Annotated in this window: 27 protein-coding genes and 1 pseudogene; 13 read left to right on the forward strand and 15 right to left on the reverse strand. The window is 72.1% G+C overall.

Annotated features, from left to right (window positions below):
• Positions 1 to 11: 11 nt before the first annotated feature.
• The 3 genes from BIV25_RS11315 to BIV25_RS11325 form a co-directional block, all read right to left on the reverse strand.
• Positions 12 to 440, reverse strand: coding sequence for a nuclear transport factor 2 family protein (locus tag BIV25_RS11315; protein WP_071372106.1), 429 nt, complete (start codon positions 438 to 440; stop codon positions 12 to 14).
• A gap of 52 nt (positions 441 to 492) precedes the next feature.
• Positions 493 to 675, reverse strand: a complete 183-nt coding sequence (dmpI, locus tag BIV25_RS11320) for a 4-oxalocrotonate tautomerase DmpI (RefSeq protein WP_071372107.1) — start codon at positions 673 to 675, stop codon at positions 493 to 495.
• A 95-nt stretch (positions 676 to 770) separates the two neighbouring features.
• The gene (locus tag BIV25_RS11325; RefSeq protein WP_071372108.1) at positions 771 to 1,670 is read right to left on the reverse strand and encodes a LysR family transcriptional regulator; all 900 of its coding nucleotides are present in this window, start codon (positions 1,668 to 1,670) and stop codon (positions 771 to 773) included.
• 271 nt (positions 1,671 to 1,941) lie between these two features.
• Here BIV25_RS11325 and BIV25_RS11330 point away from each other — a divergent pair.
• Both BIV25_RS11330 and BIV25_RS11335 read left to right on the forward strand, forming a co-directional pair.
• Positions 1,942 to 2,289 (forward strand): annotated as a pseudogene (locus BIV25_RS11330) (Scr1 family TA system antitoxin-like transcriptional regulator); the annotation flags it as partial.
• Positions 2,276 to 2,479 carry a DUF397 domain-containing protein gene (locus BIV25_RS11335; RefSeq protein ID WP_071372110.1) on the forward strand — a complete coding sequence of 68 codons (204 nt, stop codon included), beginning with the start codon at positions 2,276 to 2,278 and terminating at the stop codon, positions 2,477 to 2,479. The pseudogene BIV25_RS11330 and the gene BIV25_RS11335, both read left to right, overlap by 14 nt.
• Before the next feature lie 57 nt (positions 2,480 to 2,536).
• On the opposite strand, the gene BIV25_RS11340 is transcribed toward BIV25_RS11335, so the two are convergent.
• A complete protein-coding gene (locus BIV25_RS11340) occupies positions 2,537 to 2,896 on the reverse strand; it encodes a hypothetical protein (RefSeq protein ID WP_071372298.1) in 360 nt (119 codons plus the stop codon).
• 251 nt (positions 2,897 to 3,147) lie between these two features.
• On the opposite strand from BIV25_RS11340, the gene BIV25_RS11345 reads away from it, so the two are divergent.
• Positions 3,148 to 3,588: a GNAT family N-acetyltransferase gene (locus tag BIV25_RS11345; RefSeq protein ID WP_071372111.1), complete on the forward strand. Its 441-nt coding sequence runs from the start codon at positions 3,148 to 3,150 to the stop codon at positions 3,586 to 3,588.
• 18 nt (positions 3,589 to 3,606) lie between these two features.
• On the opposite strand, the gene BIV25_RS11350 is transcribed toward BIV25_RS11345, so the two are convergent.
• Genes BIV25_RS11350 through BIV25_RS11360 form a run of 3 tightly spaced genes read right to left on the reverse strand, consistent with a single transcriptional unit; the run spans position 3,607 to position 6,742 of the window.
• A complete protein-coding gene (locus BIV25_RS11350) occupies positions 3,607 to 4,446 on the reverse strand; it encodes a sugar phosphate isomerase/epimerase (RefSeq protein WP_071372112.1) in 840 nt (279 codons plus the stop codon).
• Positions 4,443 to 5,594 (reverse strand): dihydrodipicolinate synthase family protein, encoded by a 1,152-nt coding sequence (locus tag BIV25_RS11355; RefSeq protein WP_071372113.1) that lies wholly within the window; start codon positions 5,592 to 5,594, stop codon positions 4,443 to 4,445. The genes BIV25_RS11350 and BIV25_RS11355 overlap by 4 nt, the downstream gene beginning before the upstream one ends.
• Positions 5,591 to 6,742 (reverse strand): Gfo/Idh/MocA family protein, encoded by a 1,152-nt coding sequence (locus BIV25_RS11360; protein ID WP_071372114.1) that lies wholly within the window; start codon positions 6,740 to 6,742, stop codon positions 5,591 to 5,593. Before BIV25_RS11360 ends, BIV25_RS11355 begins: the two co-directional genes overlap by 4 nt.
• A 221-nt stretch (positions 6,743 to 6,963) precedes the next feature.
• Between BIV25_RS11360 and BIV25_RS11365 the strand changes: the two genes are divergently transcribed.
• Positions 6,964 to 8,013: a LacI family DNA-binding transcriptional regulator gene (locus tag BIV25_RS11365; RefSeq protein WP_071372115.1), complete on the forward strand. Its 1,050-nt coding sequence runs from the start codon at positions 6,964 to 6,966 to the stop codon at positions 8,011 to 8,013.
• 553 nt (positions 8,014 to 8,566) lie between these two features.
• Here the strand turns inward: BIV25_RS11365 and BIV25_RS11370 are convergent.
• Together BIV25_RS11370 and BIV25_RS11375 are read right to left on the reverse strand one after the other, a co-directional pair.
• Positions 8,567 to 9,817, reverse strand: coding sequence for an FAD-dependent monooxygenase (locus BIV25_RS11370; RefSeq protein ID WP_218158456.1), 1,251 nt, complete (start codon positions 9,815 to 9,817; stop codon positions 8,567 to 8,569).
• 142 nt (positions 9,818 to 9,959) lie between these two features.
• A complete protein-coding gene (locus tag BIV25_RS11375) occupies positions 9,960 to 10,244 on the reverse strand; it encodes a hypothetical protein (RefSeq protein WP_071372116.1) in 285 nt (94 codons plus the stop codon).
• Between the two features lie 300 nt (positions 10,245 to 10,544).
• Here BIV25_RS11375 and BIV25_RS11380 point away from each other — a divergent pair, with 300 nt between their 5' ends.
• The 4 genes from BIV25_RS11380 (at position 10,545) to BIV25_RS11395 (ending at position 14,820) form a co-directional block, all read left to right on the forward strand.
• Positions 10,545 to 11,312 carry a GNAT family N-acetyltransferase gene (locus BIV25_RS11380; RefSeq protein WP_071372117.1) on the forward strand — a complete coding sequence of 256 codons (768 nt, stop codon included), beginning with the start codon at positions 10,545 to 10,547 and terminating at the stop codon, positions 11,310 to 11,312.
• Between the two features lie 18 nt (positions 11,313 to 11,330).
• Positions 11,331 to 12,131 carry a sugar phosphate isomerase/epimerase gene (locus tag BIV25_RS11385; RefSeq protein WP_071372300.1) on the forward strand — a complete coding sequence of 267 codons (801 nt, stop codon included), beginning with the start codon at positions 11,331 to 11,333 and terminating at the stop codon, positions 12,129 to 12,131.
• A 188-nt stretch (positions 12,132 to 12,319) separates the two neighbouring features.
• The gene (locus tag BIV25_RS11390) at positions 12,320 to 14,143 is read left to right on the forward strand and encodes a glycoside hydrolase family 3 protein (RefSeq protein ID WP_371273013.1); all 1,824 of its coding nucleotides are present in this window, start codon (positions 12,320 to 12,322) and stop codon (positions 14,141 to 14,143) included.
• A 113-nt stretch (positions 14,144 to 14,256) separates the two neighbouring features.
• A complete protein-coding gene (locus BIV25_RS11395; RefSeq protein WP_071372119.1) occupies positions 14,257 to 14,820 on the forward strand; it encodes a hypothetical protein in 564 nt (187 codons plus the stop codon).
• 31 nt (positions 14,821 to 14,851) lie between these two features.
• Here the strand turns inward: BIV25_RS11395 and BIV25_RS11400 are convergent, their stop codons facing one another.
• The 4 genes from BIV25_RS11400 to BIV25_RS11415 all read right to left on the reverse strand — a co-directional run bounded on the left by BIV25_RS11400 (position 14,852) and on the right by BIV25_RS11415 (position 21,262).
• Positions 14,852 to 15,244, reverse strand: coding sequence for a hypothetical protein (locus BIV25_RS11400; RefSeq protein WP_071372120.1), 393 nt, complete (start codon positions 15,242 to 15,244; stop codon positions 14,852 to 14,854).
• A gap of 122 nt (positions 15,245 to 15,366) precedes the next feature.
• Positions 15,367 to 19,137 carry an ABC transporter ATP-binding protein gene (locus tag BIV25_RS11405; RefSeq protein WP_071372121.1) on the reverse strand — a complete coding sequence of 1,257 codons (3,771 nt, stop codon included), beginning with the start codon at positions 19,135 to 19,137 and terminating at the stop codon, positions 15,367 to 15,369.
• Between the two features lie 98 nt (positions 19,138 to 19,235).
• Positions 19,236 to 20,264 carry an esterase-like activity of phytase family protein gene (locus BIV25_RS11410; protein WP_071372122.1) on the reverse strand — a complete coding sequence of 343 codons (1,029 nt, stop codon included), beginning with the start codon at positions 20,262 to 20,264 and terminating at the stop codon, positions 19,236 to 19,238.
• A 74-nt stretch (positions 20,265 to 20,338) separates the two neighbouring features.
• Positions 20,339 to 21,262 (reverse strand): serine hydrolase, encoded by a 924-nt coding sequence (locus BIV25_RS11415; RefSeq protein WP_071372123.1) that lies wholly within the window; start codon positions 21,260 to 21,262, stop codon positions 20,339 to 20,341.
• A 134-nt stretch (positions 21,263 to 21,396) separates the two neighbouring features.
• Between BIV25_RS11415 and BIV25_RS11420 the strand changes: the two genes are divergently transcribed.
• Positions 21,397 to 21,726, forward strand: a complete 330-nt coding sequence (locus BIV25_RS11420; protein ID WP_071372124.1) for a hypothetical protein — start codon at positions 21,397 to 21,399, stop codon at positions 21,724 to 21,726.
• Between the two features lie 12 nt (positions 21,727 to 21,738).
• Here the strand turns inward: BIV25_RS11420 and BIV25_RS11425 are convergent, their stop codons facing one another.
• Together BIV25_RS11425 and BIV25_RS11430 are read right to left on the reverse strand one after the other, a co-directional pair.
• Entirely contained in the window at positions 21,739 to 22,026 is a 288-nt protein-coding gene (locus BIV25_RS11425; RefSeq protein WP_071372125.1) for a hypothetical protein, read from the reverse strand.
• A 186-nt stretch (positions 22,027 to 22,212) separates the two neighbouring features.
• Positions 22,213 to 22,476: a hypothetical protein gene (locus tag BIV25_RS11430; RefSeq protein WP_256255756.1), complete on the reverse strand. Its 264-nt coding sequence runs from the start codon at positions 22,474 to 22,476 to the stop codon at positions 22,213 to 22,215.
• 106 nt (positions 22,477 to 22,582) lie between these two features.
• Here BIV25_RS11430 and BIV25_RS11435 point away from each other — a divergent pair, with 106 nt between their 5' ends.
• The 4 genes from BIV25_RS11435 (at position 22,583) to BIV25_RS11450 (ending at position 26,198) form a co-directional block, all read left to right on the forward strand.
• Entirely contained in the window at positions 22,583 to 23,410 is an 828-nt protein-coding gene (locus BIV25_RS11435; protein WP_071372126.1) for a helix-turn-helix transcriptional regulator, read from the forward strand.
• Positions 23,407 to 23,607, forward strand: coding sequence for a DUF397 domain-containing protein (locus tag BIV25_RS11440; RefSeq protein ID WP_071372127.1), 201 nt, complete (start codon positions 23,407 to 23,409; stop codon positions 23,605 to 23,607). Before BIV25_RS11435 ends, BIV25_RS11440 begins: the two co-directional genes overlap by 4 nt.
• A 22-nt stretch (positions 23,608 to 23,629) precedes the next feature.
• Positions 23,630 to 23,830 carry a DUF397 domain-containing protein gene (locus BIV25_RS11445; RefSeq protein WP_071372128.1) on the forward strand — a complete coding sequence of 67 codons (201 nt, stop codon included), beginning with the start codon at positions 23,630 to 23,632 and terminating at the stop codon, positions 23,828 to 23,830.
• A 139-nt stretch (positions 23,831 to 23,969) separates the two neighbouring features.
• A complete protein-coding gene (locus tag BIV25_RS11450; protein WP_071372129.1) occupies positions 23,970 to 26,198 on the forward strand; it encodes a glycosyltransferase family 39 protein in 2,229 nt (742 codons plus the stop codon).
• The last annotated feature ends 3 nt before the right edge of the window (positions 26,199 to 26,201 follow it).

The following is a 26,201-nucleotide window of genomic DNA, read 5'->3' on the forward strand; positions in this document are numbered from 1 at the left end:
CCGCGGGGCTTCTACGGGGCGACGAGTGCCCGCTCCCAGTGCTGGGTGTCGGCGTACTCGCGCATGTCGACGATCTTCCCGGCGCGGACGGTGAAGACGCCGATGTTGTGCTCGTGGTAGGCCCTGCCGGTCCTGCCGGTCGCCCAGGAGTCCCACTCGACCAGCACCTGCTCGCCCTCGCCGAAGACGTTGGTGACCTTCAGGCCGATCTCGCGGTCGGGGTCCAGGTGGGCGAAGGCGGTCGCCAGGAAGCCGTCGATCACCTGGTCCCGGCCCTGCCAGGTGCCGGAGATGGGCAGGTCACCGCCGTACCAGCAACTGCCGTCCTCGGCCCAGCTGTTCCGGATGGTCGCCTGGTCCCCGGCGGCGAGCGCCTCGAAGTAGCGCAGCACCACGCCCCTGGGCGCGTCGGGCTCGGTGCGGTCGGTGGTGGTGGTCATGACGGCGTCGGTTCCTCTCGTGGCAGGGGCGGTGGTGCGGCCGGGCAGGTGGCTACTTGTCGGCGGTGAGCGTGCCGGCCGAGCCCCAGCTGTCGGCCGGGGTCTCGTTGATCCACACCTGGACGGTGTCGGCGGGAATCTTGTAGGCGTCCACGAAGGCATCCGTGATGCGGGCAACCAGCTCGCGCTTGAGCTCGACGCTGCGGGGACCCTGCTGGACGGTGACGACGGGCATGATCAGCTCCTGGAGTCGGTGGGCGGTGCTTGCCTCGACTCCCAGTCCACCCGATCCGGGGCGCCGCACCCAGGGCCACTTCGCGCACGCAGCGTTCACGTTTCGCGATCGCTCGCGCCGATCGTCCGGCAGGCCTCCAGCAGGGACGCGACCCGGGCCGCGGGTGCGGTGCGGGGCACGGCGAGCACGGCCGGCAGGACGAGGGGGTCACTCACCGGCAGGAAGGCGACCCGCCCGGTGGCCAGTTGCGCGGCGTGCGAGGCGTACACCACGCTCCAGCCGGGGCTGCCCGCGCCCAGCGCCGCCAGGGTGTCCTGCAACGAGCTCGCCGCCGGCCCGGCCACGGGCTCGAAGCCGGCGTCCCGGCACGCGCCCACGACGAGGTCGACGAGCGGCGGATTGTTGCGCCGCGCGGTCAGATACAACGGCAGTCCGGCCAACTCACCCAGTTCCACCCGCGATTGACGCGCAAGGACGTGCCGCGCACCGAGGACCACCAGAAGCCGGTCCTGCCACACCGGGACCAGCCGGACCCCGTCGGGCCCCTCCTCCACCCCGCGCACGAACGCGGCGTCCAGCTCCCCGCGGGCCACCTGCTCCAGCCGTACGGCGGTGGGGGCGGAGGCCAGCTCCACCCGCAGCCCGGGGGCGAGGCCGGCCAGCGCCTCCAGCACCTGGTCCAGCCGGTCCCCCATCCCCGTACTGGTGCCCACCCGCAGCCGTTCGCCGCGCGCCGCGGTGTAGTCGGCCACCGCGGCGCGCGCCCGCCGCTCGGCGGCCAGCACCTCGCGCGCCGCCGGCAGAAACCGCTGCCCTGCCTCGGTCAGCCGCACCCGGCGCGGCGACCGGTCGAAGAGGTCGGCCCCCAGCTCCCGCTCCAGCCGCCGCACCTGCTGACTGACGGCCGACTGAGCGATCAGCAGCCGCTCGGCGGCACGGGCGAAGTGCAGTTCCTCGGCTACCGCCACGAAATAGCGAAGTTGGCGCAGTTCCATGCGCCCAGCTAAGCAACGACCTCCACATCGGCCGCACGGGGGAGGCTCAGCGGCGGTCGTGGCCCGAGGATGCCGGTCACTTCCGTCCGCCGCTGCTCGCCCGCGCCTGCGCGGCCGGCGGCGCGGCACGATCTCCTCGGCCCGCGCTCATACGACATCCCGCGGGTCCGGCACCGGGCCGTAGTCGTCCTCGCGGTGGCTGGTCAACGCGGCCGGCAGTTCCGGGTCGGAGTGCACCTCGGCCGTGTGCTGCCACACGACGAGCGTGCCCGACGAGGCGTTGCTCCGGCGCAGTATCGGCGGACCGCAGGTCATGGCGGAACAGCTGCACAGGATCGCGGACATGGCCGGGGCAGGTCGGTTACGACTGCACGTACCGCCGTACCGCGTAGGGGCACACGCGCTGATGCAGAGCCTGCTCACGCTCATGAGCTTCGAAGACTCCGCTCCCGTGGCGTATGCCGAAGCGTTCCTGATCGGACAACTGCTCGATGACCAGGCCCTGGTGAGCGCAAGCCAGTCGGCATACGCACTGGCCCTGAGCGACGCATCGTCGCGCCAGGAGTCACTGACCGTCGTCAGGGCAGCAGCAGAGGAACACGCACATGGTCCGCAATGAGCACATCACCGGGTGGTACAAGTCCAGCTACAGCGGTGGCGACCAAGGTGACTGCCTCGAAGTCGCCCGCGGCCACGCCTGCGTCCCCGTCCGCGACAGCAAGGTCATACCCGGACCCGCCCTCCTCTTCTCCACCGACGGCTGGGCGAACTTCGTCGCCGCCGTGAAGCACGGGCGCCTCCACCACTGAACAGCGAGCGGCTCGCCCGGACCGACAACCGGGCGAGCCGCTCAATTCATCCGTTCATCAACGGACCGAGATCGTCACGGCCTTGGAAACGGTCCGGCCGTCCTGGGTGCGGAGCGTCTGGGCACCCTTGTGGGTCGCCTTCTCGGTGAGGCGGTAGGTGCCGTGGTGCACCGTGGTGGCCACCGGCAGGGTGACCCACCGGCCACCGCGCTTCTCCTGCAGGGTGACCCTGCTGCCGTCCCGCAGACCGACGGCACGGCCGGAGAGCAGCACCTTGTCGCCGGACTTCACGTGGGTGTCGCTCGCCGAGAGGGTCAGGACCGGCTTGGGGGCCGGACGGCCCGGCGCCGCGGTGGCGGCAGCGGCACCGCCGACGACCAGTGCGACGGACACCAGGGAAACCGCGGCGGTACGCATCTTCTTCACGGGGACTCCTTGAATCGAATTGTCGTGCTTTCCATCCGCCCTTCCGGCGGACTCGATCACACAGACACACACCCCGGTTTCGCCGGTTCCAGAATTCCCCGAAGAAGAGAAATTGAAAGGCGTTCCACAGGAACGCCCAGCTCTTTCACAGATTCCATTCACACGTATATGAAAATACTATTAGCCATAGGAATGCACTAGGGAAGTTGACGTCCGAGGCGTGCCCGGGGTCTTCTGCTGCGATGACCGACCTTCGCATCCAGCAGCCGCACGACGACGCCACGTTCGCGGACTGGCAGTACGTCCACAACGCGATCATCCCCGCGCACCTCCTGTCCATCGAGGAGATACGGGAACGCGCGCAGCGCAACCACCTGGAGGTCGCGTACCTCGGCGACGTCCTCGTGGGGTGCAGCACGGTGCGTCCTCCCGCGGAGGGCACGCCGACGGCCACGGTGATCGCGCGCGTGCTCGCTCCTCACCGTGGGCGGGGCTTCGGTGAGGAGCTGTATGCGCGCGGCATCGCCCGGGCACGGGAGTGCGGCGCCGAGGTGATCGAGACGGTCGTCCTGTCCTCCAACGAGGACGGTCTGCGGTTCGCGCACAAGCACGGGTTCGCCGAGATCGAGCGGTACCTGCTGCCGGGGGACACCGTTCCCTGGATCGATCTGCGCCTTTCCTGATCCGGGCCGGCACCGCCCTCAGTGCTGAAGGGCCCGGAACCGCTGCGCCGTCTCCGCCAGCACCTCCCGCCCGTCCCGGGCCCACAGGTCGTCGTTGAAGAGCTCGACCTCGATCGGCCCGGTGTAGCCGGCCGCCTCCACGTACCCCCGCCACGCGCGCAGGTCGATCGCGCCGTCGCCGATCTGGCCCCGGCCGGTGAGGACGCCCTGCGGCAACGGGGTGATCCAGTCAGCGAGTTGGAAGGTGTGGATGCGGCCGCCCGCCCCCGCCCGCGCGATCTGCGCGGGCGCCTGGTCGTCCCACCAGATGTGGTACGTGTCCACGGTCACCCCGACCTGGTGCGCGGGGAAGCGCTCGGCCAGGTCCAGGGCCTGGGCCAGGGTCGACACCACGCAGCGGTCGGCGGCGTACATCGGGTGCAGCGGTTCGACGGCCAGGCGCACGCCGTGCCGCTCGGCGTACGGTCCGAGTTCGGCGAGGGCGTCGGCGACGCGCTCGCGCGCCGCCCACAGGTCCCTGCTTCCGGCCGGGAGGCCGCCGGAGACCAGGACCAGGGTGTCGGTGCCGAGGGTGGCCGCTTCGTCGATGGCGCGGCGGTTGTCGGCCAGGGCCGCCGTGCGGGCCCGCGGGTCGGTCGCCGTGAGGAAGCCGCCCCGGCACAGCGTCGTCACCGTCAGACCCGCCGCACCGATCAGTTTCGCCGTCGCCTCCACGCCGTACTCCTGGACCGGCTCGCGCCACAGGCCCACCTGGGTCACGCCCAACCGGACACAGGCGTCCGCGAGTTCCGGCAATGACAGCTGTTTCACCGTCATCTGGTTGATGCTGAAACGCGAGAGGCCCGCCGACGCCGTCATGAGATCACCCCGTACAGGGACAGCAGTTTCTTCATCCGCTCCTCGGCGAGCTTCGGGTCCGGGAACAGGCCGAGGCCGTCGGCGAGTTCGTAGGCGCGGGCGAGGTGCGGGAGGGAGCGGGCCGACTGGAGGCCGCCGACCATCGTGAAGTGCGTCTGGTGGCCCGCGAGCCAGGCGAGGAGGACCACACCGGTCTTGTAGAAGCGGGTGGGAGCCTGGAAGAGGTGGCGGGACAGGGCGACCGTCGGGTCCAGCAGCGCCCGGAAGCCGGACGTGTCCCCCGTGTCCAGGACCCGGACCGCCTGGGCCGCCAGCGGGCCCAGCGGGTCGAAGATGCCGAGCAGGGCGTGGCTGAAACCCTGGTCGTCGCCCGCGATCAGCTCGGGGTAGTGGAAGTCGTCGCCGGTGTAGCAGCGGACCCCGCGCGGGAGACGGCGGCGCAGGTCGATCTCGCGCCGCGCGTCCAGGAGCGACACCTTGATGCCGTCGACCTTGTCCGGGTGCGCGGCGATGACCTCCAGGAACGTGTCGGTCGCCGCGTCCGGGTCGGCCGAGCCCCAGTAGCCCTCCAGCGCCGGGTCGAACATCGGGCCCAGCCAGTGCAGGATCACCGGCCCGGCACACTGGCGCAGCAGGTGGCCGTAGATCTCCAGGTAGTCGTCCGGGCCGCGGGCCGCGGCGGCCAGGGCGCGCGAGGCCATCAGGATCGCCTGGGCGCCCGACTCCGCCACGACCGCGAGCTGCTCCTCGTAGGCCGCGCGGATCTCCACGAGAGACCCGCGGGCCATCTGGTCGGTGCCGACCCCGCAGGCGATCCGGCCGCCCACCGCCTTCGCCTCGGCGGCGCTGCGCCGGATCAGCTCGGCCGCGCCCGCCCAGTCCAGGCCCATGCCGCGCTGGGCGGTGTCCATCGCCTCGGCCACCCCGAGCCCGTGCGACCACAGGTGTCGGCGGAAGGCGAGGGTGGCGTCCCAGTCGACGGCGGCCGGCGCGTCGGGCGAGACGTCGGCGTACGGGTCGGCGACGACGTGCGCCGCCGAGAAGACCGTACGGGAGGTGAAGGGCGCGCCCGGAGACACGGGAAGCGGTTCGGTGCGGGGCTCGTACGTCCGCAACACACCTTCTGCGGAGGGGAGTCGGATGGTCACAGCGAGATCTCCGGCACGTCGAGGCGGCGGCCCTCGGCGGAGGACCTCAGGCCCAGTTCGGCGAGCTGTACGCCCCGGGCGCCGGCCAGCAGGTCCCAGTGGTACGGCGCGTCGGCGTGGACGTGCTTGAGGAACAGCTCCCACTGGGCCCTGAAGCCGTTGGCGAAGTCCCCGTTGTCCGGCACCTCCTGCCACTGGTCACGGAAGACCTCGGTGGCGGGCAGGTCGGGGTTCCAGACCGGTTTGGGGGTCGAACCACGGTGCTGGACACGGCAGTTGCGCAGGCCCGCGACCGCCGAGCCCTCGGTGCCGTCGACCTGGAACTCGACCAGTTCGTCGCGGTTGACCCGGACCGCCCAGGAGGAGTTGATCTGGGCGATCGCGCCGCCGTCGAGTTCGAAGACGCCGTAGGCGGCGTCGTCCGCCGTCGCGTCGTAGGGCTTGCCGTTCTCGTCCCAGCGCTGCGGGATGTGGGTGGTGGCGAGGGCCTGCACGGAGGTCACGCGGCCGAACAGCTCGTGCAGGACGTACTCCCAGTGCGGGAACATGTCGACGACGATGCCGCCGCCGTCCTCGGCGCGGTAGTTCCAGGACGGGCGCTGGGCCGGCTGCCAGTCGCCCTCGAAGACCCAGTAGCCGAACTCGCCCCGGACGGACAGGATCCGGCCGAAGAAGCCGCCGTCGATCAGGCGCTTCAGCTTGAGCAGGCCCGGCAGGAAGATCTTGTCCTGGACGACGCCGTGCTTGATGCCCTTGTCGCGGGCGAGCCGGGCGAGTGCGAGGGCGCCCGCCAGGCCGGTGGCGGTCGGCTTCTCGGTGTACACGTGCTTCCCGGCGGCGATCGCCTTCTTGATCGACTCCTCGCGGGCGGAGGTGACCTGGGAGTCGAAGTAGACGTCCACCGACGGATCCGCCAGCACCGCGTCGACGTCCGTCGAGATCTCGTCCAGCCCGTGGCGCCCGGCGATCTCCCGGAGCGCGTGCTCGCGGCGGCCGAGCAGGATCGGCTCCGGCCACAGCACGGTGCCGTCGCCCAGGTCGAGGCCGCCCTGTTCGCGCAGGGCGAGGATCGACCGGACGAGGTGCTGGCGGTAGCCCATGCGTCCGGTCACGCCGTTCATGGCGATGCGCACCGTCTTGCGTGTCACGTGAGTCCCCTCCACACCACTAGCAGCAAGCGCTTTCTGCTCACTGAAGCTAGCCTCTGGACAGTGGTCTGTACAAGACCGTTGCCCCTTCGAGTTGTTCGAGGGGGCGAACATCCGGGGTCGATGGCTTTAAGGTCTGCTGGACGTCCGCTCGGAACCACGAGCATGACCTGGCTGTCTACGAGGGCGTACGACACGAAGCACGACCGGAGGACGACGACATGACGGTGACCCTGGCGGATGTGGCGGCCCGCGCCCAGGTCTCCCCCGCGACGGTGTCGCGCGTACTGAACGGCAACTACCCGGTGGCCGCCTCCACACGCGAGCGGGTGCTCCGGGCGGTGGACGAGCTGGACTACGTCCTCAACGGCCCGGCGAGCTCGCTGGCCGCCGCCACCTCCGACCTGGTCGGGATCCTGGTGAACGACATCGCCGACCCCTTCTTCGGGATCATGGCGTCCGCGATCCAGGCCGAGATCGGGGGCACGGGCGGGGGACGGGCGGGCGGTGAGCGGCTGGCGGTCGTGTGCAACACGGGCGGGTCGCCCGAGCGCGAACTGACGTATCTGACCCTGCTGCAGCGCCAGCGGGCGGCGGCCGTGGTGCTGACCGGCGGTGCCGTGGAGGACGCGCCGCACGCGGCGGCGGTCGCCGCGAAGCTGCGCAAGCTGACGGAGGCCGGGACGCGTGTGGTGCTGTGCGGGCGGCCGCAGGCAGCGGACACCGGGGCGGTGGCCCTCACCTTCGACAACCGCGGGGGCGCGCGCCGGCTGACCGAGCACCTGCTCGGGCTCGGGCATCGCCGGCTCGGTTACATCGCCGGACCCGAGGAGCGGACCACGACGCGGCACCGGCTGGAGGGACACCGGGAGGCGCTGGCGGCGGCGGGGGTCGAGGAGGATCCGTGCTGGACGGTGTACGGCCGTTACGACCGACGGTCCGGGTACGAGGCCACGCTGGAGCTGCTGCGGCGGGAACCGGGGCTGACGGGGGTCGTCGCCGCGAACGACTCCGTCGCGCTCGGCGCGTGCGCGGCGCTGCGGGAGTCGGGGCTGCGGATCCCGGAGGACGTCTCGGTGGCCGGCTTCGACGACCTGCCCTTCAGCATCGACGCGGTGCCGTCGCTGACGACGGTGCGACTGCCACTGGCGGACGCGGGCGCCAGGGCCGGCCGCATCGCCATGGGCCGGGAGGAACCACCCCCCGGCGACATCGCGACCGTCCGCGGCGAGCTGATGGTCAGGGGGTCCTCGGGGGCACCCCGGGCGTGAGGAACGGTCCCCGGCGGGATCGCGACCTTCCGCGGCAAGCTGATTGACAGGGCCCTCGGGGGCACCCCGGGCGTGAGCGAGCCGCCTGGCAGCGGCAGCGGAAGCGGTGCCGCACCTTCCCGCCCCCGCCGACGAGAGTGCCGCTTGCCCCTGACGGAAAAGGAAACGGTCACGGGGCCTCCGGGCACCCCGGGCGTGAGGAACGGCCCAGCAGCGGCATTGGCCTCTCTTCCCCAATGACGGCGGTGCCGTCGCCCTTGCCGGGGCGGGGCCAGGGGCGCGAGGAACCGCCCCGGCGACAGCGCGTCCATCCGCGGCGAGCTGATGATCAGGGGGTCCTCGGGGGCACCCCGGGCGTGAGGAACGGTCCCCGGCGGGATCGCGACCTTCCGCGGCAAGCTGATTGACAGGGTCCTCGGGGGCGCCCCGGGTGTGAGCGAGCGGCCGGGCAGCGGCAGCGGAAGCGGTGCCGCACCTTCCCGCCCCCGCCGACGAGAGTGCCGCTTGCCCCCGGCGGAGGAGCGGGCGGGATCGCGGCCGTGGTCGGCCGTGGTCAGGGGGTCCTCGGGGGTGTCCCGGGTGGGAGGGAGCGGCCCAGCAGGGGCAGCGGGGTATCGCCTCTTCTACGGTCCCGGTACCAGCGGCGGCCCGTGTCGTAGGCCAGGCGGGCCTTGCGCAGGGCCGGGACCTGGTTGGCCAGGTGGGCCTGGTAGCGCCAGGGGGACTGGCGGCCGGTGCGGACGGCCATGGCGTAGGCGAAGGAGACCGGGTCGCGCTCCAGGTAGTCGTCGAGGCGTTCGAACCAGGCCATGCTGGAGCGTGCGCCGGCCTGCACGGGATGCAGTTCCGCGCGGCGGTGCTCGTCGTACGCCCGTAGTGCCGCCCGCAGGTCCGCGTGGTGCGCGAGGCTGTGGGCCAGCACGATCCCGTCGATCATCGCCAGCCGGGTGCCGGAGCCGAGCGTGAAGTGGGTGGTGTGCGCGGCGTCACCGGCCAGGACGACGGGGCGCCGGGGCTCGGCGGCGTCGACCCAGGTCTCGTTGCGGAGGTGCGTGAAGCGCTGCCACTGCGCCGGGGCGCCGCGTGACCGGCTGATCAGGGAGTGGCCGTCGAGCGCCCGGTGGAAGATCTTCTCCAGCAGCGGTACGGCCTCCTCCGGCTCCAGGGAGTCCAGGCCGAGGCCCTGCCAGGTCTCCGGGGAGCACTCCACGATGCAGGTGCTGATGCCCCGGATCGACGGATAGGCGTGGAACCAGATCCAGCCCGCCTCGGTCTTCTCGAAGCAGAACACGAAGCTGTCGAACTGCCGGTCCGTGCCGAGCCAGATGTAGGGGTTGCGGCCGGTCTCCGTCTTCGTGCCGAAGCGTGCCACGCGGCTCTGCCGGATCCGGCTGCCCGCCCCGTCGGCGGCCACGATCAGGTCGGCCGAGGGCAGGTCGGCGGGGTCGGCGAGGCGCTCCCCGTGCCGTACGTCCACGCCGAGGGAGCGTGCGCGCCGGGTCAGCGTCTGCAGCAGCGCGGCACGGCCCATGCTGTAGCCGTAGCCCCCGAAGTACGCCGTACCGTCGTGCCCGCCGCCGTACACCTGGATCTCCTGCGCCTGCCAGAGCACCGAACCGGCGCTGATCGCGCGGGCGCTCTCGGGGTCGTTGGCGTGCAGGATGTCCAGCAGGTCGTCCCAGTACACGACGCCCCAGCCGTAGGTGGCCTCGGGCGGGTCGCGCTCGATCACGGTGATCTCGTGCCCGGCGTCCCGCAGCTTCGCCGAGATCGAGAAGTACAGCCCGGCCGGGCCTCCGCCCACGCAGACGATCCTCATCCGGTCACCGCCTTCACGGCCGCCGGTCCCGCGGAACCGGCTGGTCACAGGGATCCGGGTGCCCGTTGCTCGGGCACCCGGATCCACCCTTCACTGTCGGGGGTGTCAGGTTGGTTCACCGTGGGTGTCAGCAGCCCCAACCGCCGCCGTCGCCCCAGCCTCCGCCGTCGCCCCAGCCGCCGCCGTGGTCTCCCCAACCCCAGCCGCCGCCGTCGCCCCAGCCCCAACCGCCGCCGCCGTGGTCGCCCCAACCCCAGCCGCCGCCACCGCCACCGTGGTCGTACGCGACGGCCGCGGTCGGTGCGGAGCTGGTGGCTGCGCTGGCGACTCCGGCTCCGGCCGCGAGGGCCAGGATCGGTGCCGAGCAGACCACGAGGGCCACTCTCTTGATACGGGTGGTGTGCGCGCGCATGATGTACCCCTCTCCGAGGGTGTGGTTTTTCTTCCGACGGCCCCGACGGGCCGTCCTCCTGACGCTCCGGAGCCTGCGCGCAGCTCCGGGCGGGGTCCGCCGCCCGCGAAGGCGATCTGCGACGGATCCGTCACTTTCGATGCCAAACGGACATAAGTGACGTTCGTGATTAAACCTACGATGAGAGGGCGGGGAAGTCAAAGGCAGGCCGCACGGGGAAGGAGGGGAACCGGCAAGGGAAATCAACGTACTTGAATCCTTCAACCACTGGGAACCACCGCCAGCCACCGGGAGCCGGCCATGACCGTCCAGGACGTCCGCGCCGTCGAGCGGGTGCTGTCCGAACTCGCGCACGCCGACGGCACCGACGAGGCCGGTCTGCGGGCCCGACTGGCGCTTGCGGACGGGTACTTGGCCCTGATCCGGATCCTCGACGCGGTCGAGCGGGCCGGACTGGCCGAGCGGGACTCCGCCGGCACGCGGGTGGCCCTCACCGCGAGCGGCCGGGGCGCCGCCGAGGCCCTGCGCGCCCTGCGTACGGCCCTCGGCGACACGGCCCCGCGGGGACCGGCCGAGGTCGTGCTGCGCGAGCCCCGGGCCGGTGACCTCGGCTGGATCGTGCAGCGCAACGCCGCGCTGTACGCCGCCGAGTACGGCTGGAACGCCGACTACGAGGGGCTGGTGGCCCGGATCGTGGCCGACTTCGCCGAGGACCACGATCCGCATCTGGAGCGGGTGTGGATCGCCGAGCTGATCGGGCGGCCCGTGGGCTGCGTGATGTGCGTACGGGACGACGCCCCGGGCACCGCGCGGCTGCGACTGCTGCTGGTCGAGCCCGAGGCGCGGGGGCACGGCATCGGGGACCTGCTGGTCGGCGCGGTCGTGGACTTCGCGCGCGGGGTCGGCTACCGCGACCTGGTGCTGTGGACCAACGACGTGCTCGGCGCCGCCCGGCGCCTGTACCGGCGCCACGGCTTCCTGCTCACCGCCGAACAGCCGCACCGCGCCTTCGGAAAGGACCTGACCGGCCAGGACTGGCGCCTGGATCTGCACCGGTCGGCCGAGTGACGAGTAGGGTCCGTGACCATGAAGCTAGCCTTCTCCACCCTCGGGGTTCCCGGTCTTCCGCTGCCGGACGTGCTGGCGCTCGCCACCACCCACGGCTACCACGGCATCGAGCTGCGCGCCCATCCCGAGGAGCCGGTGCACCCGGGCCTCGCGGCGGCCCAACGGGCGGACGTGGCCGCCGCGTTCAAGGAGGCCGGCGTCGAGATCCTGGGCGTCGCCGGGTACGCGCGCGTGGCCGCGCCCGGCGAGGACGGCTCGGTCGTCGAGGCCGTACGCGCCCTGGTGCGGCTCGCCCACGACATCGGCGCCCCCTTCGTCCGGGTCTTCCCCGGCGCCAACCCGGAGCTGCCTGCCGCCGAGTCCGACGCGATCGCCGCGCGGCGGCTCGGCACCGTGGCCGAGGACGCCGCCGCGCTCGGGGTGCGCGTCCTGCTGGAGACCCATGACTCCCATCGCACCGGCGCCGCCGCGATCCGCGTGCTGGGGCCCGTCGGACACCGCCACGTCGGCGCGCTGTGGGACGTCATGCACACCTGGCTGGGCGGCGAGCAGCCCGTGGAGTCGTACGCCGCCCTCGCCCCGCACCTGGGATACGTGCAGGTCAAGGACATCGCGTCGGCCGACGACACGACGCCGCTGCCGCTGGGCGCGGGAGTGCTTCCGCTCACCGAGTGCGTGGACGTGCTCTGCCGGCACGGCTGGGACGGGTGGCTGTGCTGGGAGTACGAGAAGCGGTGGTACGAGTCGGCTGCGCCGCTTCCGGGGATCCTCGGTGCCGGACGGAAGCACTTGCTGCGCTTGCTCGACGAGGCGGCTTAGGCGGCCGGTGGCCCGGGACTGACCGACGGCGGCCGGGCGCGGGTTCATCGTGGTTGATCGCGCAGTTCCCCGCGCCCCTTAGGGGCGCGTCCCGGTCGAGGTCGTCGTACGTCAATGCGCCGGTGACGACCCCTCTTCCGGTTACTGTGCAGTTCCTTGACGGAAGGTTCTCTCCGGAAGGAGCGCACGTGTCCGACACCGGCAGACCGTCCCGACGCGCCGTCCTCGCCGCCACGGCGGGCCTCACCGCCGCGCTGACCGCACCGCCCGCCACCGCCCGCGCCGCCGCCCCCGGCACGCCGCCCGACGACCGCCGGCTGCGCGCCCTGACCTCCCGGATGACGCTGGAGGAGAAGGTCGGCCAGCTCTTCGTGATGCGGGTCTACGGCCACTCCGCCACCGCCCCGGACCAGGCCGACATCGATGCCAACCTCAAGGAACTGGGGGTCCGCACGGCCGCCGAGCTGATCGCGACGTACCGCGTGGGCGGCATCATCTACTTCACCTGGGCGCACAACACCCGTGATCCGCAGCAGATCGCGGAGCTGTCCGACGGCATCCAGAAGGCCTCCCTGGACCAGGCGCGCGGGCTGCCGGTGCTCATCGCCACCGACCAGGAGCACGGCGCGGTGTGCCGGGTCGGCAAGCCCGCCACGCTCTTCCCGGGCGCGATGGCCCTCGGCGCGGGGGGCTCCCGGTCCGACGCGCGGACCCTCGGCCGGATCTCCGGCGCCGAGCTGCGCGCGATGGGCGTCAACCAGGACTACTCGCCCGACGCCGACGTCAACGTCAACCCGGCCAACCCGATCATCGGCGTCCGCTCCTTCGGCGCCGACCCGACGGCGGTGGGCGAGCTGGTGGCCGCCGAGGTGAAGGGCTATCAGGAGTCCCGGGTCGCGGCGACCGCCAAGCACTTCCCGGGGCACGGCGACACCGCCACCGACAGCCACACCGGCTTCCCGGTCATCACCCACAGCCGAGACCTGTGGGAGAAGCTGGACGCCGTGCCGTTCCGGGCCGCGATCGCCGCCGGCATCGACTCGGTCATGACCGCGCACATCCAGTTCCCGGCCCTGGACGGCTCCGGCGACCCGGCCACCCTCTCCCGCCCGGTCCTCACCGGCATCCTGCGCGGCGAACTCGGCTACGACGGCGTGGTGATCACCGACTCCCTCGGCATGCAGGGCGTGCGCACCAAGTACGGCGACGACCGGGTGCCGGTGCTCGCCCTGAAGGCCGGGGTGGACCAGCTGCTCAACCCGCCCTCGATCGACGTGGCCTGGCACGCCGTGCTGAAGGCCGTACAGGACGGCGAGCTGACCGAGTCCCGCCTGGACGAATCGATCCTGCGCATCCTGCGCCTGAAGTCCCGGCTCGGCCTCTTCGACACGCCGTACAGCTCCCGGGCGGGCGTGGAACGCACGGTGGGCACGAAGGCGCACCTGGCGGCGGCCGACCGGATCGCCGAGCGCACCACGACCCTGCTCGTCAACGAGGACCGCACCCTCCCCTTCGCGCCCCGCACCGCACCCCGGATCCTGGTCGTCGGCGCCGACCCCGACTCCCCCACCGGCACCACCGGCCCGCCCACCGGCGTGCTGGCCGCCGCCCTCACCGAACTGGGCTTCACCGCCGCGGCCCTGCCCACCGGCACCTCGCCCTCCGCCACGGCGATCGCCCGGGCGGTCACGGCGGCCCGGGACGCGGACGCGGTGGTGGTGGCGACGTACGACGTGACGGCGGACAGCTCCCAGCGCACGCTGGTGGAGCGCCTGCTGGCCACGGGCCGCCCGGTGGCCGCCCTCGCCGTCCGCAACCCCCATGACGTGGCCCAACTCCCCGCTGTGAGGGCCTGTTTGACGTCGTACGGCTGGACCGACGTCGAGGTGCGCGCGGCCGCGCGGGTCATCGCCGGGCGGGTGACCCCGCGCGGGAAGCTGCCGGTGCCGGTGCAACGGGCGGACGATCCAGCGCAGGTGCTGTACCCGATCGGGCACGGGCTGACGTACTAGGCGTACGCCGATGGATCGGGCGTACCACCGCAGGCAGGCGGAAACCCTCCCGCGCCGTCTGGCGTGGCACCGGCGCCCCGGGCCACGCTGGGCGGGGACGCCGGGGGGATGCGATGCGCGGGAGAGGTGCCTCGAAGCCGGCGTGCCTGCTGCTGGCGTGCCTGCTGCTGACCGGCTGCCGGGGCGGGGCGGGCGCGCCGGTGGGCGACGCCCGCCCGACCGCGAGCGGCGGCTACGGCACCGGGTTCCTCGCGGTGGGCGCGTGCAGTTCCTTCGGTACGACCGACGTCACCGAGGTGCCGTGCACCGGCGAGCGGGCGGCGGCCCGGGTCGTCGCCCGCTACGAGGGCGCCGCGGCCGGCGGCCCGCTGTGCCCGCCGACCACCGACTTCGTGCTGCACATCGGCACCGAGGGCTACGCCTGCATGCGCGCCCTGGAGCCCCCGCACCCCGGTGACCCGGGCGGCGGAGGCGGCCCGCGCACGATCCCCGGCGACTGCGTCTACACCTCCGGCACCGGCCAGGTCCGCGAGACGCGGTGCGACGGCGGGGGCGCACACCCGCCGCAGTACCGGATCACCGTGGCGGCGCGGACCCGGGCCGGATGCCCGCCGTCGACGGTGCTGTACGTGCAGTTGGGTGGGGACCGGCCGGTGGGCTGTGCCCGCAGGCTGTGAGCCTTCGGCTACGGCCGTCCGCGGGACGCGCTCAGCACAGGATCCAGCCCGAGTCGACCGAGCCCGAGCCCACCGAGCCCTTGATCCACACACAGCGGTGGCCGGCGTGCACGGTGATCGGGCCCGCCTCGTACCGGTAGCCGCCGCTGTCGGTCACCGGGCGGTTGCCGCGGGCCTGCACGCTCACGGACATCGTCTGGACGGCGCCGGTGCGTCTGGCGACGGTCATGGCGCAGATGTAGCCGTCGCGTTTGTAGACGTGCGTGACGCCCGTGCTGAACGACAGGGTCCGCACCTCCCGACCGGCGCAGGTGTTCGCCGGGGCCGCCTCGGCGACGCCGGACCCCAGCAGGGCGAGCGTCCCGGACCCCACCAGTACGGCCGCCCCGAGCGCCAGGCGTCGGCGTATTCCACCCATATCCACAGTTGTTCCTCCCCGTATCACCCGTCACACCCCCTGGCACGGTCACCCTCCCCCGACGGCCCGTACTGATGTACGGGACGCGTGAGTATGTCGGACGGTTGCACGACCGTCAGCGGCGCGCGTCAGGCGGTCGCGGCGACCGGCTCCTCCGGCTCCGCCCCGCCGACGAAGGTCCGCCACAGCTCGGCGTACCGCCCGCCGCGGGCGAGCAGCTCCTCGTGGGTCCCGTCCTCGGCGACCCGGCCGTGATCCATCACCACCACCCGGTCCGCGCGGGCCGCCGTGGTCAGCCGGTGGGCGACGATCAAGGTGGTGCGCGCGTAAGCGCTCGTTGAGGGGTGGTGGTCGGGCGACGGGCGGGCGGTACGACGGCCCGCCAGCCGGTCGGTGGCCTGGTTGACCTGCGCCTCCGTGGCGAGGTCCAGCGCGGCCGTGGCCTCGTCCAGGAGCAGTACGTCGGGGTCGACCAGCTCGGCGCGGGCGAGCGCGATCAGCTGGCGCTGGCCGGCCGAAAGATTGCGGCCGCGCTCGGCGACGTCGTGCAGATAGCCGCCCTCCAGCCCGGCGATCATCTCGTGCGCGCCGACCGCCCGCGCCGCCGCCTCCACCTCGGCGTCGCCCGCGTCGGGGCGGCCGTAGGCGATCGCGTCGCGGATCGTGCCCGGGAAGAGGTACGCCTCCTGCGGGACCACCCCGAGCCGGTGCCGGTACGAGGTCAGGTCGAGGGCGCGCAGATCCGTGCCGTCGGCGGTGACCCGGCCGCCGGTCGGGTCGTAGAACCGCGCGACCAGCTTGACCAGGGTGGACTTGCCCGCGCCCGTCTCTCCGACGAAGGCGACGGTCTGCCCGGCGGGGATCGTCAGGTCGATGCCGGTCAGCGCCTCCTCCTCGCCGCCGTACGCGAAGTGCACGTCCTCGAAGGCGATCTCGCCGCGCAGGGAGAGGACCTCCAGCGGCTCGTCGGCCGACCCGGTGGACGTCGGTTCGCGCAGCAGCTCCTGGATGCGGCCGAGTGAGACCGTGGCCTGCTGGTAGCCGTCGAAGACCTGGGACAGCTGCTGGACGGGGGCGAAGAACAGGTCGATGTAGAGCAGGTAGGCGACCAGGGCGCCCGTCGTCAGCGTGGCCGCCTCCACCCGGTGCGCGCCCGTGATCAGCACGGACGCCGAGGCGACCGAGGACAGCAGCTGCACGAACGGGAAGTAGACCGATATCAGCCACTGGCCGCGGATCCGGGAGCGGCGGTAGTCGTCGCTGCGTCCTGCGAACCGCGCCCCGCCGTCCCGCTCGCGCCGGAAGGCCTGCACGATCCGCAGCCCGGCGACCGACTCCTGGAGGTCGGCGTTGACCACCGACACACGCTCGCGGGCGAGTTCGTACGCCTTCACGCTCGCCCGGCGGAAGAAGACCGTCGCGACGATCAGCGGGGGCAGGGTCGCGAAGACGACGAGCGCGAGCTGCACGTCGATCAGCAGCAGCACGAGCATGATGCCGAAGAAGGTGACGACCGAGACGAACGCCGTGACCAGGCCGGTCTGCAGGAACGTCGACAGCGCGTCGACGTCGGTCGTCATGCGCGTCATGATCCGGCCGGTCAGCTCGCGCTCGTAGTAGTCGAGCCCGAGCCGCTGGAGCTGGGCGAAGATCTTCAGCCGCAGCGTGTACAGGACGCGCTCGCCGGTGCGGCCGGTCATCCGGGTCTCGCCGATCTGCGCGGCCCACTGGACCAGGACGGTCGCGAGGCCGAGCAGCGAGGCCGCCCAGACCGCGCCGAGGGCCGACTTCGTCACGCCCGCGTCGATGCCGTGCCGGATCAGCACCGGCAGCAGCAGGCCCGCGCCCGCGTCCACGGCGACCAGCCCCAGGCTGACCAGCAGGGGCGCGCCGAAGCCGCGCAGCAGCCGGCGCAGCCCGTAGGAGTCCTCACGGCGCACCGCCCGCGCCTCGTCGACGTCCGGGGTGTCGGTGGCCGGGGGCAGCGCCTCGACCTGGGCGAGCAGCTCGGGCGTGGCGGGGGTGCCGGACAGCGCCGGATCCCTGGGCTCCCGGTCGCCGGTCCACAGCCGGGGGGTCACGCCCCGCTCCGCGTCGAACTCGGCGTCCAGCTCCTCACGCACGCTTGTGTCCGGTGCGGGACCGGCCGACGGGGCGTGGCCCGGGGAGACGCCGCCGAGCTCGTCGGGGTCGGTCAGCAGCCTGCGGTACAGCGGCGACCGCTCCTGGAGCTCCTCGTGCGTGCCGAGGTCGGCGAGCCGGCCGCCGTCGAGGACGGCGATGCGGTCGGCGAGGTTCAGGGTGGAGCGGCGGTGCGCGATGAGGAGCGTGGTGCGCCCCCGCATGACGTGCGCCAGGGCCTCGTGGATCTCGTGCTCGACGCGGGCGTCCACGGCCGAGGTGGCGTCGTCCAGGACGAGCAGGCGCGGGTCGGTGAGCAGGGCGCGCGCGAGCGCGACGCGCTGGCGCTGGCCGCCGGACAGGGTCAGGCCCTGCTCGCCGACCGTGGTGTCGTAGCCCTCGGGGAGCTCGGCGATGAAACGGTCCGCCTGGGCGGCGCGGGCGGCGGCCTCGATCTCCTCCTGGGTGGCGTCCGGGCGGCCGTAGGCGATGTTGGCGCGGACGGTGTCGGAGAAGAGGAAGGAGTCCTCGGGGACGAGTCCGATCGCGGCCCGCAGCGAGTCGAGGGTCAGCTCGCGCACGTCGTGGCCGCCGATCAGGACGGCGCCGCGGGTGACGTCGTAGAAGCGCGGCAGGAGCAGCGAGAGGGTGGACTTTCCGGAGCCGGAGGAGCCGACGACGGCGAGGGTCTCGCCGGAACGTATCTCGAAGCCGAGCCCGTCGAGGACCGGGGAGCCGCCGCCGTACCCGAAGGACACGTCGTCGAACTCGACGGTCGCGGGCGCGTCGGCGGGCAGGGTCTTGGTGCCGTCCGTCATGGTCGGCTCGGTGTCGATCAGCTCCAGGACGCGCTCGGTGCCGGCGCGGGCCTGCTGGCCGACGGTGAGGACCATCGCGAGCATGCGGACCGGGCCGACGAGCTGGGCGAGGTAGCTGGAGAAGGCGACGAACGTGCCGAGCGTGATGTGCCCGCGCACCGCCAGCCAGCCGCCGAGGGCCAGCATGGCGACCTGGCCGAGGGCCGGTACGGCCTGGAGGGCGGGGGTGAACCTGCTGTTCAGCCGTATGGTGCGCAGCCGCCCGGCGAAGAGCCGGCGGCCGACCTCCCGCAGCTTCCCGGTCTCCTGCTCCTCCTGCCCGAAGCCCTTCACCACGCGCACGCCGCTCACGGCGCCGTCGACCACGCCCGCGACGGCGGCGGCCTGGGCCTGGGCGTACCAGGTGGCGGGGTGCAGCTTGCTGCGGCTGCGCCGGGCGATCCAGCCGAGAGCGGGCGCGACGGCGAGGGCGACCAGGGTCAGCGGCAGCGACAGCCACGCCATGATCACCAGGGACATCAGGAAGAGCAGCAGGTTCCCGATGGTCATCGGGAGCATGAAGAGCAGGCCCTGGATCAGCTGGAGGTCGCTGGTCGCGCGCCCGACCACCTGCCCGGTGGACAGCTCGTCCTGCCGCCGTCCGTCGAGCCGGGTGATCGTCCGGTACATCTCCGTCCGCAGGTCGTGCTGGACGTCGAGGGCGAGGCGGCCGCCGTAGTAGCGGCGGACGTAGGTGGAGGCGTAGACGAGCAGGGCGGCGCCGACCAGGGCGCCGGCCCAGGGAGCCATGGTGCGGGAGTGGTTCCCGATCACGTCGTCGATGATCACCTTGGTGATCAGCGGGACGACGGCCATGACCGCCATGCCGGCGAGGGACGAGCCGAGGGCCAGGACGACGTCCTTCGGATACCGCCAGGCGTACGCCGCCAGGCGCCTCGCCCATCCCCGTTGCGCTGCCACGCCGGTGCCTCCCGTAGGTCCTTCGGTCTTGTCTGCCGGAAGGCACCAACGCACAGGTGAGCGGATTTCATCCCTCCGTAACAGAACGAAGGGCAGCGTCAGGCTCGTACCCGCAGGTAATAGAACCGGGTCGTCTGAGCCTTGTTCTCGTTGTCGTCGCTGACCAGCACCACCTTCAGGCGGCCGGTGCGGTCCCGGCCCGTGACGGCCATCCCTTCGATGTTGTCCAGCAGCGGATTGGGCTGGGGCTGCTTCGCCGTGGCGCCGAGGGACGGGCAGGTGACGATGTCGGTCAGCAGGGTCTTCCTGATCAGGCGGACGGACGGCTGCCCGGTGAGGTTGTCGACGCCGCTCGTGTCCGAGGCGTGGCGGGGGTCGGCCAGGTAGAGGCGGACGGTGTTGCCGACGCCGGAGGTGAAGCCGCGCTCCAGGACGAGGAGGCGGCCGTCGGGGGTGGCCTGGACCTCGGGGACGCCGAGGCCGGCGTCGGTGCGGTAGCCGTACTGGGCCGCGAGGCGGAAGTGGCCGCCCCTCGTCCGCTGCCAGGTCTGGAAGCGGACGATGCCGGCGGAGTCGCCCGAGATCGCGGACTCCATGGACGCGAGCAGGGTACGGCCGCCGGGCAGCAGGGTCAGGCCCTCGAAGGTCAGGTTGCTCGTGGCGCGGCCGGCGGGGGCGACCAGCAGCGGGGACGGGACCGGGAGGCGGTCGAGGATCCGGCCGTCGGCGGAGTAGCGGCGGACGGACGGCTCGGTCTCGGAGGTGATCAGCCGGGTGCCGTCACCGTCGACGGCCAGTCCCTCGGAGTCGAGGTCGGCGCCCTTCTCGTCGGCGAGGTGGACGGCCCGCCTCGGTCGCAGCGTCGTCGGGTCGAGATCGAAGAGGGAGGAGCGATCTTCCAACGCGGCCAGCGAGCCGTCCCGGTCCACGGCCAGCGCGGAGAAGTTGCCGACGAACGTGCCGCCGTACGTCGTCTTGTCGAGCGCGTCGGAGAAGCGGTCGATCGAGACGGACGGCGAACAGGCGTGTGCGGACGGCACGTTGGCGGCGGCGGGCCCGGCGGCGGTCAGGCTGGTGGCCGCCGCCAGGCCGGCGGTGAGGGTGGCGAGTACGGTTCTCAGGCGCATGCCCGTCACCGTAGGGCGAGCGGATGTCCCGCGGGAGGCCGCCCGGTGACGCCTGCCGGAGCGTCAGCCCTGCGTCATCCCTGCGGCGGCACCGCGACGAAGGCCTCGCTCGGCGTGCTCGTCGGGGTGTACACGGCGGTCGTCGAGCTGGTCGGCACGAGATCCTTGTGCACGGCCCTGGCGACGTTCTGGATGGTCGTCACGCCGTAGTCCATGGTGGCGTTGTCCTGGGTCAGGACCGACATCATGTAGTCGTGGCCGGCGCCGTTGAAGGTGCCGAGGCTGTGCACCCGCCAGCCGTGCGTGGCGCGCTGCAGCCAGCCGTTCTTGACGTGCACCGCGACCGTGGCGGGGGCGCCGGCCGGGGTGCCCCAGCGCTGCGAGGAGATGACCTGGCCCATCAACTTCAGGAGGTAGGCGCGGGAGTTGTCGCTCAGCACGCTGTTCTTCGCGGTGACGAGACCCAGCAGCTTCTGTTCGTCGGTGACGTTCTCCTGGGTCAGCCCCCAGTAACCGCCCGTGCCCGGCACGGTCTTCGTCATCCCGGCGGCGGACAGGAAGCCCTTGATCTTTGTCAGGCCCAGCTGCTTCCACAGCGTGCTGGTCGCCGCGTTGTCCGACTTGGTGATCATGGCCGTGGCGAGCTTCGTCTCGGTGCTCGTCAGATAGCGGTCGTGCTTCTTGGCGTCCCACAGCAGCGTCGCGAGCACGGTGACCTTCACGGTGCTGGCCGAGTCGTAGGCGCTGGTGGCGCGCAGGGTGCAGGTGGTGCCGGTGCTGCGGTCGTACACGCCGAGGGCGACGGTGCCCTTGCGGTTCGCGAGGGCGGTGGTGATGTCCTTCTGGAGCTTCGCGGCGAGGCCGGCCTTGGCGGAGGTGCAGCTGACGGCGGGCGTGGCCGCGGCGGCCGGGGCGGCGGCGACCGCGGTGGGCATGAGCAGCGCGGCACCGAGCACGGCGGCGAGCGCGCCGGTTCGTCTGGGTATTCGGGAGTCCATGCCCCAGTTGACTCGCCGGGACGGCCGGACGGTTGCACACCCGGCCGCACCGAGGAAGTTCGAAGAGTTCGGAAGGTGGTAATGATCCGCCCATGCCGACGGTGAATGAGAGTCACGTCAGACGGTGGGGACGGTTGTTCGCGACGGTGGCGGTGCTGCGCTCCCTCGCGGATCCGGGCGAGCCCCTGCCCGGTGCGGACGCCTTCACGGGCAAGTTCTTCCCGGAACAGCGCATCAACGACCTGAAGTCGAGTCCGTACGACGCCCTGCTGCGGGCCCGCACGCGCGACGACGCGCGCTGGAAGGCGGCAGCGGCGGTGTTCCGCGCGTTGCCCGAACTACTGGAGCGGGGACCGCTTCCACCCACAGGCACCCTCGGCGACGACCGCCGCCCGGATTTCATCGCGGGGTACGACGCCCAGCTGGCGGCCCTCAGGAAGGACTTCCCGGACCTGCTGCCCTGATGCTGGAGGGCTTCAGTTCCGCTCCGCGAGACGGGCACCCCGGCTGGCGGCGATCCGGTGCACGTCGGTCAACGCCTCGCGCATCCGGGCGAGCAGGAACCGCAGCTGGGCGGATGTCGTGCGCTGGTCGGCCATCAAGTCGGTCGCATGACTGAGCAGTTCGGCCGCCATCCCGAGCTGCACGCTCTCGACGGTGTCGGCCACCTTGGAGAGAGGCCCGGTGCCGTCGGTCACGAGGTAGCAGGGCTTGCCCTCCGACCCGGCCCAGGGCAGCAGGCGTACGGTGGTGCCGCCGTTCACCGGGTCACCTCCATAGCGGGCGGCATCCCGCACGACCCGATGCCGATGCCGGGCACGCGGGCGGGGAGCGGCGGCTGGGGCTGCGGTTGCGGCCGCGAGGGCCGAGGGCCGGTTCCGTGGCCGGTCGGCTTGTTCCGCCGTAGCAGCGGCGAAGTGAAGAGGCGGGCGATGCGGTGACGCATGTCGTCAACTCCCTTGCGCGGGGATCGTGGTCGGCGTTCCAGGCGCCGGCACTCCCCTCCTGAGCGCTTCGACCAGTCGAGCCGCGTTGGTCATGTTGCAGCGGCCGAGGTCGAAGAGAGGGATCCCGTCCCCGTCGCCGAAGGACGCCGGGTCGAGTCGGAGACCGGGAAGGGAGACACCGGCGCCGGTCAGGGCTTCCTGCAACTCCTCAAGCGATCCGTAGCACTTGGGGAAGGCCGCCATCTGATTCCGGGTCACTTCGGACACGGGAACTCCTCTCCGTAGCGGTTTGGCTACCAGGCGAGTTCAGCGTGGCCTACAGTGAGGATGTCTTCAACTTGCGGGTTTTGCACAGGGAGTTGGAAGGTAGTCGTTGAACCGAAAAGAGTTGAACCCCGAAAAGTCACCCCTCGACGCGTTCGGTGATCGGTTACGCAGGCTGCGGGACGAACGCGGCTGGACCCAGGACGAGCTGGGCTTGCGGATGGGGTACTCGGGCACCCATATCTCGGCCGTCGAAGTTGGCCGCCGGTCTCCAACTCGTCGCTTCGCGAAGAAGGCTGACGATGCGCTGGGCACGGGCAGCCTCCTCGCCCGCCAAGGGGAGGCCGTACGGGATTCGGCACTGCTGGACGGGTTCCCGGACTTCGTGGAAAAGGAGGTCCAGGCGACGGAGATCCGCCTCTTCGAGCTGACCATCGTTCCAGGACTGCTCCAGACCCCGGAGTACGCCGCCGCCGTCACCACGGGTGAAGTACGGCGAGGCGCCATCTCGGAATTCCAGGCAGAGGAACGGCTGTCGAAGCTCGCGGAGCGCCAGTCAGCCCTGGAACGCACACCGACACCCATGGTCTACGCGGTCCTGGACGAGGGCTGCCTACGGCGAGTCGTGGGCGGCCCCGAGGTCATGACGGCCCAACTGGACCGATTGATCACGTTCGCCGAACTGCCGTCCACAGTCCTTCAGGTGGCGCCCTACGATCTCGGCGAGCGCCGGGCGTTCGATCTCCCCGTCCACCTGTTGACGCTGCCCGACCGGTCCAATGTGGCGTACGCCGAGTCCGTGCTACAGGGACGACTGGAGCGGGATATCGGGTTCGTTCAGCCCCTGCTGCGGGCCTACCATCAGTTGCAGGCCGAAGCACTCTCACAAGCGGCCTCTGTGGCCATGATCAGCCAGTTACGAAAGGGCAATCCGTGACGACCGAAGCCCCGCAGTGGTTCACGTCCTCGTACAGCAGCAACGGCGGCGCCTGCATAGAGGTCGCCACCAACCTCGCCGCCACCCACGGCCTGGTCCCCGTCCGCGACACCAAGAACCCCAACGGCCCGGCACTGAGCCTCCCCGCCCACGCGTGGTCCGCCTTCATAGCCCTGGCGAAGGACACCCAGCTCTGAGCGCCTGAAGGAAGGATTCCCGGTGACGACCGACTCACCCCGCTGGTTCACGTCCTCCTACAGCGGCAACGGCGGCCAGTGCATCGAGGTCGCCACCAACCTCGCCGCCACCCACGGCCTGGTCCCCGTCCGCGACACCAAGAACCCCACCGGCCCGATACTGAGCCTCCCCGCCCACGCGTGGTCCGACTTCGTAGCCCTGGCGAAGGACGCTCGCGTCTGAGCGCCGGGAACGAACACGGACTCGGCAGCGCCGAAGGGGGCGCCGCCGAGTCCCGGAATAGACGAACGACCCACAGACCCACAGCTTCCCCCCAGGTACGCCACAGCGCGTACCCATCGCCGGTCTGCAGGGTGCAGTGGTGACATCTGCCACCGATCCCCTCCCCCACGCCATGACGGCGGCCCCGGGTCCGCCGTCGCCGACGCCGACCCCGCCGGACACCGGTCCGGAGCGCGCGCCGCGCTGGTCGCTGCCCGCGCTGCTCGCGATCATGCTGCTCGCGGCCGTGCTCTACACCTGGAACCTGTCCGGCTCCAGCCTCAACAGCTTCTACAGCGCGGCCGTCTACAGCGGCACCCAGAACTGGAAGGCCTGGTTCTTCGGCTCGCTCGACGCGGGCAACTTCCTCACCGTCGACAAGCCGCCGTTCGCCGACATGGTCATGAGCCTGTCGTGCCGGATCTTCGGCTTCGGCACCTGGCAGATGATGCTGCCGGAGGTCGCGGCCGGGCTCGGCGCGATCTGGATCCTGCACTCCTCCGTGAAGCGGACGTTCGGGCACGCGGCGGCGGCCGTGGCCGCACTGGTCCTGGCCCTGACCCCGATCACGGTCGCGATCAACCGGGACAACAACCCCGACACGATCCTCGTCCTGCTGATGGTCGGCGGCGCGGCGCTCGCCCTCCGCGCCACGCGCACCGGCAGGCTGCTGCCGCTGCTCGGCTCGGCGCTCTGCTTCGGCCTCGCCTTCAACACGAAGATGCTGGCCGGCTACATCGCGCTGCCCGCCGTCCTCGCGGTCTACCTGCTCGCGGCACGCCCGACGCTCGTGAAGCGGATCGTGAACCTGCTGATCGCGGGCGTGGTCCTCGCGGTCGCCGGCTTCTGGTGGGCGATCGCCGTCTCGCTCGTCCCCGCCTCCGAGCGGCCGTACATCGGCGGTTCGACGGACGGCACCGCCTGGAACCTGATCATGGGCTACAACGGCCTCGGCCGGATCTTCGGCGGCGAGGGCAACGGCGGCGGAGGCGGGGGCGGCGGAGGCGGCTTCTCCGGCTCCGCGGGCCTCGGCCGGATGTTCAACGACATCCTCGGCGGCCAGATCTCCTGGCTGATCCCGTTCGCGCTGATCGCCCTCGTCTCGGGCCTGATCCTGCGCGGCCGCGCCCCGCGCACCGACCTCACCCGGGCCGCGCTCGTCCTCTGGGGCGGCTGGACGGTCCTGCACTACGTCACCTTCGCGACCGCCGAGGGCACGATGCACCCGTACTACACGACCGCCCTCGCGCCCGGCATCGCGGCGCTGTGCGGCGGCGGTGGCGTACTGCTGCTGCGCGCCTTCCGCGCCGACAAGCGCTGGGTGTGGGTCCTGCCGGCCGCTCTCGCGGCCACGGCGGTCTGGGCCGTGGTCCTGCTGCGCCGCGCGTCCGGCTGGAACACCTGGCTGTGGCCGACGGTGGGCGTGCTGATGGCGGCGGCGATCGTGGGCCTGCTCCTGTCCCGCTCCGCGGGCCGCGCCCGGCTGCTGGCGGCCTCCGTGACGGCGGCCGTGATCGCGGCGCTCGCGGGCCCGGCGGCGTACGCCTGGTCGGTGCCGTCCAGCTCGGGCGGCGGCATGAACGGCGTGAACCCGACGGCCGGCCCCTCGACGGGGAGCGGCTTCGGCGGCATGGGCGGGGGCCGCGGCCGGGGCGGTTTCCCGGGCGGCGGCGAGATGCCGGGCGGCGGCCGGAACACGGAGGCACGGGGCAGCTTCCCCGACGGCTCGGCGAACGGCGAGATGCCCGGCGGCGGCATGCCGGGCGGCGGCAACGCCGAGCTGGGCGGCACTCCCCCGAACGGCCTTGGCGCCGAGGCCGGTGGCGCCCCGGAGGGTACGACCGGAAACGGCCGTATGCGGGGCGGCATGGGCGGCGGCATGGGCGGCGCGGACAGCGACCTCATCGCCTACCTGAAGAAGCACCGGGACGGCGCCACCTGGCTGCTCGCGGTCTCCAACTCGCAGAGCGCGGCCTCGATCGAGCTGAGCGCGAAGGTGCCCGTCATCTCCATGTGGGGCTTCACCGGCACCGACAAGGCGATGACCGTCGCCAAGCTGGAGGAGCTGGTCAAGAAGGGCGAGCTGCACTACGTCCAGCTCGGCGGCGGCATGATGGGCGGCGGCCCCGGCGGCGCCACCAACAGCGTGTCCTCCGAGGTCACGGCCTGGGTGAAGAAGCACGGCACACTGGTGAAGGAGAGCGCGTACAGCAAGAACGCGAGCTCCTCCACGTCCTCCGCCAAGTCCTCGTCCAAGTCCACGTCGGGTACGTCCTCGCAGAGCAACACCTCGACGGTCTACCGCCTGGACGCGTCGGACGTGAGCTGACGC

It is taken from the genome of Streptomyces sp. MUSC 14 (assembly GCF_001866675.1).
Lineage (GTDB): Bacteria > Actinomycetota > Actinomycetes > Streptomycetales > Streptomycetaceae > Streptomyces.